Source organism: Domibacillus indicus (genome assembly GCF_023715895.1).
GTDB lineage: Bacteria > Bacillota > Bacilli > Bacillales > Domibacillaceae > Domibacillus > Domibacillus indicus_A.
The window spans coordinates 1-279 of sequence record NZ_JAMBOO010000118.1; the positions used below are offsets into that span (position 1 = coordinate 1).

The window sequence follows — 279 nt, forward strand, 5'->3', positions numbered from 1 at the left end:
AGTACCCGGAGGAAGAGAAAGCAAACGCGATTCCCTGAGTAGCGGCGAGCGAAACGGGACATAGCCCAAACCAAGAGGCTTGCCTCTTGGGGTTGTAGGACACTCTATACGGAGTTACAAAGGAAGAGGATAGGTGAAGCGATCTGGAAAGGTCCGCGAAACAAGGTAACAGCCCTGTAGCTGAAATCTTCTTCTCTCTTGAGTGTATCCTGAGTACGGCGGAACACGAGGAATTCCGTCGGAATCCGGGAGGACCATCTCCCAAGGCTAAATACTCCC

The 279-nt window shown here is 52.3% G+C and carries 1 rRNA gene; it reads left to right on the plus strand.

The window, feature by feature from the left end:
• A 23S ribosomal RNA gene (locus M3221_RS25900) occupies nucleotides 1–279 on the plus strand; the annotation flags it as partial.